The 6,034-nt window shown below is 47.4% G+C and carries 5 protein-coding genes and 1 pseudogene; 5 read left to right on the plus strand and 1 reads right to left on the minus strand.

The genetic code is table 11. The features are described 5' to 3' along the window. Nucleotides 1-19 precede the first annotated feature (19 nt). The 5 genes and pseudogenes from JCM13995_RS06645 (at nucleotide 20) to JCM13995_RS06665 (ending at nucleotide 5,023) form a co-directional block, all read left to right on the plus strand. Nucleotides 20-514, plus strand: a complete 495-nt coding sequence (locus JCM13995_RS06645; protein ID WP_054663790.1) for a PTS sugar transporter subunit IIB — start codon at nucleotides 20-22, stop codon at nucleotides 512-514. A 21-nt stretch (nucleotides 515-535) separates the two neighbouring features. After that, nucleotides 536-1,328: pseudogene (locus tag JCM13995_RS15910) on the plus strand (PTS mannose/fructose/sorbose/N-acetylgalactosamine transporter subunit IIC). Beyond that, nucleotides 1,315-2,139 carry a PTS system mannose/fructose/sorbose family transporter subunit IID gene (locus tag JCM13995_RS15915; RefSeq protein WP_054663794.1) on the plus strand — a complete coding sequence of 275 codons (825 nt, stop codon included), beginning with the start codon at nucleotides 1,315-1,317 and terminating at the stop codon, nucleotides 2,137-2,139. The pseudogene JCM13995_RS15910 and the gene JCM13995_RS15915 overlap by 14 nt, the downstream one beginning before the upstream one ends. Nucleotides 2,140-2,218: 79 nt before the next feature. Then, entirely contained in the window at nucleotides 2,219-4,171 is a 1,953-nt protein-coding gene (locus JCM13995_RS06660; protein WP_054663797.1) for an alginate lyase family protein, read from the plus strand. A 51-nt stretch (nucleotides 4,172-4,222) separates the two neighbouring features. Next, entirely contained in the window at nucleotides 4,223-5,023 is an 801-nt protein-coding gene (locus tag JCM13995_RS06665) for a Cof-type HAD-IIB family hydrolase (protein WP_054663798.1), read from the plus strand. A 399-nt stretch (nucleotides 5,024-5,422) separates the two neighbouring features. Here the strand turns inward: JCM13995_RS06665 and JCM13995_RS06670 are convergent, their stop codons facing one another. Further along, nucleotides 5,423-5,911 (minus strand): PTS sugar transporter subunit IIA, encoded by a 489-nt coding sequence (locus tag JCM13995_RS06670; RefSeq protein ID WP_054663801.1) that lies wholly within the window; start codon nucleotides 5,909-5,911, stop codon nucleotides 5,423-5,425. Nucleotides 5,912-6,034: the final 123 nt, after the last annotated feature.

Below are 6,034 nucleotides of genomic sequence, written 5' to 3' on the forward strand. Positions count from 1 at the left end.
TTCTTAGGAGGAAATACAAATGGCAGATCCGAATATTGTGATGACACGCATTGACGAACGCCTGGTCCATGGCCAAGGACAAATGTGGATCAAAGTGCTTGGCGTGAATACCTGCATCGTCGCTAATGACGAAACTGCAGAAGATAAAGTAGCACAAACCTTGATGAAAACTGTAATTCCATCATCCGTGGCCATGCGCTTTTACCCCGTTCAAAAAGTAATTGATATTATTTATAAGGCCAATCCAGCACAGAAGATTTTCCTGTTGGTGAAGGATCCTAAGGATGCGCTGCGACTTGTGGCGGGCGGAGTCCCAATCAAGAAAATCAACATTGGTAACATTCACAACGCTCCTGGCAAGCAAAAAGTTACCCGCTCGATTTTCCTAGGACCAGAAGATAAGGCTGCTTTAAAGACTTTGATTAATGACTATCACATCGAATTTGACAACCGCACCACGCCATCTGGCAATGATGGTAGTGTCGAGGTTAACATCGCCGATTACTTAGATTAATCTCAATTAGGAGGAGCAATCATGCAAATCACACTCATACAAGCCCTACTCATTGGGCTTTGGACCGCGTTTTGTTACGCGGGGATGTTATGGGGCATCTATACCAACCGCGCCTTGGTCTTGAGTTTTGGGGTTGGGGTCATCTTGAACGATATTCCAACAGCCTTGGCCTGTGGCGCCGTCGCTGAATTAGCTTCATGGGCTTTGGGGTCGGTGCTGGTGGTACCGTCCCGCCTAACCCAATTGGCCCTGGGATCATTGGGACTTTGATGGCTATTACGATGTCAGGCGTTACTCCGCAAAGCGCATTGGCTCTATCGATCCCATTTGCGGTCGCAATTCAGTTCCTGCAGACCTTCGTTTACACCCTTTGCGCCGGGCTGCCCGAAGCTGCGACAAACGCGTTAAAGGCACATAAGTTTGGTAAATTCCGCTTTATTGCTAATATCACCGTCATTTTATTCGCAATCGTTGGCTTTTTACTTGGGTTCCTTGGGGCTTATAGCATGAGTACCTTGAAGACTTTGGTCGCCATGATTCCGGATTGGCTGCTCACCGGGCTTAATGTTGCCGGTGGTATGCTACCAGCAATTGGGTTTGCCATGATTATGACTGTCATGCTGAAGAAACAACTTATTCCATTTGCCCTATTAGGGTATGCCTTAGCCGCCTACCTGCAGTTACCTGTAATCGGCATTGCCATTATTGCTTTAGTCTTCGCACTCAAGTTCTATTTTGAACAAGACGAAAACAGGCCTCTCCGGCAAATGCAGGCAAATCAAGCGAGGAGGAATCTCACGATGACTGGATCTAATCAATTAACCAACAGCGATTACCGCAAAACCACACTGCGTTCCTATTTCTTGCAGAACGGTTTTAACTACAGCAATTATCAAGGATTAGGCTACTCCTTGATCATGTACCCAGCCTTCAAGAAGCTATACGGTAAAGATCCTGATAAGCTGGCGAAGGTGCTGAGTGAGAACATCGAATTTTACAACACTAACCCGAATCTGATTCCGTTTATCACCTCGATTCATTTGGCGATGGCTGATAATGGGATGGAATACAAAGAAACTCGCGGTATCAAGATGGCCTTGATGGGCCCATTAGCTGGGATTGGGGATTCATTATCCCAGTTCTGTATCGCACCACTATTCTCAACAATCTTTGCCTCGTTGGCGATGAACAACGTTGCATTAGCCCCAGTATTCTTCGTACTGGCCGAAAACTTTACGCTGCTGTCGATCAAGTTTGCAATGGGTGCTTATGGGAAACGCCTGGGGACAAGCATGATCGAAAAGCTCAGCGCGAAGATGAGCCAAATTTCAGAGGCTGCCAGCATGATTGGTGTCACAGTTATTGCCGGCCTGGCAGCCACCTTTGTTAAAATGAAGGTAACCTTGACCTACGCCTCCAGTGCTAAGGCTGCTAAGGGTGCTGCCACTTCAACCGTGGATATCCAAGCCTTGCTGGACAAAGTAGCGCCAGCGCTACTGCCAGTGCTGTACACCTTGCTGATGTACTACCTAATCAAGAAACGCGGCTGGACAACTTACAAGCTGGTTATCCTAACCGTAGTGATTGGGATTGTCTTAAGCCTGGTCCACATTCTCGGTGTGTAAAGCATCTGAAATACTAGGATGGCGCCAACTGAACTCGCCTTGCGGGTTGGTTGGCGCTATCTTGTTTGCAGGAGGAAAAATGATAGATATCAATGCTCTCAAAACGCGACTCAATCAAATCGCAGCTGCTCGTACCTTTGACCCCGAGAAAGATTTAGACAAGAACGCAAAACAAGCCATCATCCAAAACGCGGAACGTTTGCTGAATAATATATTTTTGTTTAACAAGCCTTGGGACATGGAACGCTGCAAGACGCCATATCAGATCAATCCGTTGGATTACGAAGCTATTCGCAATGATGACCCCGAGTGGTGTTTCATGCTCAATCGCATGGATTGGCTCAGTGATCTAATTATTGCCGCTCGAATCACTGGTCGCAAGGAATTCAATCAAGCGGCCCTCCACTTTATTCAAGCATGGATCGCACAGCATCCGTCTCTCAAGCCGCAAAATTCTACCCGCACCTTGGATACCGGTATTCGCCTAGTGAATATCGTTGACGCATTGGTTTATTTAAACCAAGACGAGAACCTTTCAGACGACGCGCTGGCCTCGATTGCCACCAGTCTGATCTCGCAGACCACCTATCTCAGGACTCAATACATTCCCAAATATAAAACTAGCAACTGGGGCAGTATTCAAACGTGTGCATTACTAACAGTTCTCCCTGTACTGGAGTCCGATTTTGCCGCACAGCCATTATTCAAATGGGCGGAGACGGAGCTCAAGGAGCAACTGCAGTTACAAATCCTTGATGATGGTATGCAATGGGAGCAGTCGCTAATGTATCATGTGCAAGTGCTGAACGCCTTACTCCGCGCCATTGCGACTCAGGAATGGTGGCACCGCGACGTGACAGAATTCAAAGCAATCGCACTAAAAATGACCCAAGCGTTGAAAATGACGCTGCCGCCCACTGGCATGCTTGAACTATTCGGCGATACAGATCGCATTTTAGCCAATGATGTATTCGACTGTGCTGCGGTGATTTTGAACCAACCGCGGCTTGCAGGTTATACCGAAACTTCGCTGAGTCCAGAAACCCTTTACTGGCTCGGCTCTGCAGGAACGAAGGCGTTCCAACAGCGCCCCGAAGACGTGCCGACTGCGCTTACCTTCAATGGTGAGGACAGCGGTAATTACGCCATTCGCAGCAGCTGGGCCAAAGACGCCGACTTCCTATTCTTTAATGCCGGGCCCTTAGGAAGCGGCCACGGCCATAGTGACAACAATCATTTTTCCCTATACGTCCATGGTGAACCACTACTAGTCGATTCCGGACGTTATACTTACCGCGAAGACCAGCCGCTGCGCACAGAACTCAAAGCCATGCCAGCACACAACTCAGTTATGGTTGACCAGTTCACTCCCTGCGCACCAGATAGCAGCTGGGACTACACGCAGTATGGCACCCCCCTCAAACCCTATGTACGTCACCGCCCTCCTTACCATTACCTCGAAGGTACGCTTCTCGGGAGTGATCCGTTGAGCGTTTGGACACGCAAGATTGTCAGCATACCTGGTGCAATCTGGCTAATTACCGATGAAGTGCATGCAGCTGGCACCCATGAACTAACCCAATTTTTCCATCTTGATCCCAGTGTCAATCTAGCCCAGACCCGGAATGGTGCAGTCCTGAATAACCAGTGGCAACTGGCCAATTTTGGTGACTTGACTGTGGCCACTGCACCGTTTTCTCCCCGCTACAATGAACTGGAATCGCATCAAGTTCTTACCTACCGCACACCGTTCACTAACCAAATCAGCCAAACCACGCTCATCGCACCAAAAACTGCAACAATCAGCTCAATTCCAATTCTGCAAAATCTCGACCGGCCTTTGCCTGCCGCTGAAGGCAGTGCATGGCAGATACAAGTCACGCCTACAGAGCGCTACAGTGTTGCAATCATGCACCGTGAACTTTTCCGGGGGAAAAAAGTCTACAGTCTAGACCGTGTGCCCTTCCACGCACAATCAATAGTGGTGCACCGTATCAATGATGCCGCAACCGCTGTTCGACTAAAGGTATGATTGATTGTTTATGCCGCGCTGATAAGACGCGCACGAAAGGAGCTAACCGTGGTGGTTCGGCTATTCGTTACTGATATGGATCACACGTTTCTTGATCACACACGTCATTATGACCGACAGCGATTTAAGTCCATTCTTAGTTCTCTGCACCATAGGGGCATTCGTTTTGCAATCGCAAGTGGAAATCAGCGAGAACGAATTGACGAATACTTCACTGGTTTCTCAATCGATGGGATGATTGCCGAAAACGGACCTTACATTATAAGCAAAGAAAAAGTGCTCGAGGTCAACCTGTTCCCTGATAGCACAGCACAGGCGCTGGTTCAATATCTAAGCAACATTCCCAATCTACACCTCGTCATCTGTACACCAATAAAAGCTTTTATGCTGAACGGGGACGATCCAGGGCGAATCAAGATGATGCACGAATTCTGTCCCGCACTCGAAACGGTGGCAACGCTACTGCCCTACGCTCACCATATTATTAAAATCAGCATCTCGTGTCCCAAGTCACAGACCCAAACACTATTAGATAAAATTGAGACCACTTTTCCACTGCAAGTACACGCAACATCTAGCCGTTTTGGCAATATTGACCTAATCCGGCCCGGAAAGGACAAGTCACATGGTCTACGACTGCTCAGTAACTATTTCGGTATCTCGCTTGCTGATAGTTGCGTGTTCGGAGACGGCCGGAATGATCTAACGATGATGCGAATCGCCGGCACGAGCGTAGCCGTGGCAAATGCCGATCCGGAGGTATTAACGATAGCCAGTCAGATTACTGAAGCAGCCGACGACAATGGCGTTCTCAATTACCTTGAACAATACTTGAAACAAATTAGTCAATAAGATAAAAGTCTGTAGCCAGGCTTGGTGTGTCTCAAATAGAACGGAGTGAGAAACTGAAATAGTTATTCGGCCGACAAAACCGTTCCACAAAATGAACAGGTCTTGCAGTAGAAATGCGTGAGCGGACTCTAAAGTCTACCTACCATCGCTTTTCTCAAATTCGAGGAGTAACAATTTCAACTTTTTCCCATATAGGTATCTCAAAGCAAAACTGCCCATATCCGTTCAGATATTGATAATAGGCTAAAACAACCGTCTTCTAATCAGAACGCCAAAGAGAGGCCTCCTAAATCAGGAGACCCCTCTTTACACTTCATAGAAATAAGCCTGTCTGCACGCCAAGAATTATATGAAAGCGCAAAGTGCTGACTTTCCTCCAAAAAAATTTATCGTATGAACTTAGGATACTAAGGTTACCTCACCCAACGAATCACCGTGTTTAATACTGGCCTTTGCAACCACAGAAACGCTTGAAATCAAGTCAGTGTTAGTAAATACGACAATCAGCTCATCAGACTTTCCCGCGGCGCTAATTTTTGAACGATCCATAGTTCCCAGTGAGTCTCCTGCAGCTACAGACTGTCCCTCACTTACAGAAAGATTGAAAGGCGCACCCTTAAGCTCAACCGTATCAACGCCCATGTGAAACAGAACTTCCAGTCCTTCAGGCGTCTTAAATGAAATAGCATGTTTGGTTGGAAAAACTGACGTGATCGATCCACTGACGGGAGCGTACAAGTCATCGCTTGTCGGCTTGACCGCGTAGCCATCCCCCATGATTTTTTGCGAAAACATCTCATCAGAAACATCTGTGATCGGCATCGCTTGACCAGTTGCCGGGGCCACGAAAGAAACTTTATTAGTCTTTTTTTTCAAGAAGTTAAACATGCTATCTCACTCCAATTCGATTATTTGATCATTTTCTGCCACGTCTGCGCCATCCGGGCCATAGCTTCTTCGATGACGGCATGAGATGTCCCTAGATTCAAGCGAAGAAAGTCCCTCAATTTT

The sequence above is a fragment of the Lacticaseibacillus camelliae DSM 22697 = JCM 13995 genome (assembly GCF_001311195.1).
Classification (GTDB): domain Bacteria; phylum Bacillota; class Bacilli; order Lactobacillales; family Lactobacillaceae; genus Lacticaseibacillus; species Lacticaseibacillus camelliae.

Bases quoted from the DNA above. Each gene is read 5' to 3' on its own strand.
- JCM13995_RS06670 (WP_054663801.1), bottom strand. From the start codon at position 5,911: ATGTTTAACTTCTTGAAAAAAAAGACTAATAAAGTTTCTTTCGTGGCC.
- JCM13995_RS06645 (WP_054663790.1), top strand. From the start codon at position 20: ATGGCAGATCCGAATATTGTGATGACACGCATTGACGAACGCCTGGTC.
- JCM13995_RS15915 (WP_054663794.1), top strand. From the start codon at position 1,315: ATGACTGGATCTAATCAATTAACCAACAGCGATTACCGCAAAACCACA.
- JCM13995_RS06660 (WP_054663797.1), top strand. From the start codon at position 2,219: ATGATAGATATCAATGCTCTCAAAACGCGACTCAATCAAATCGCAGCT.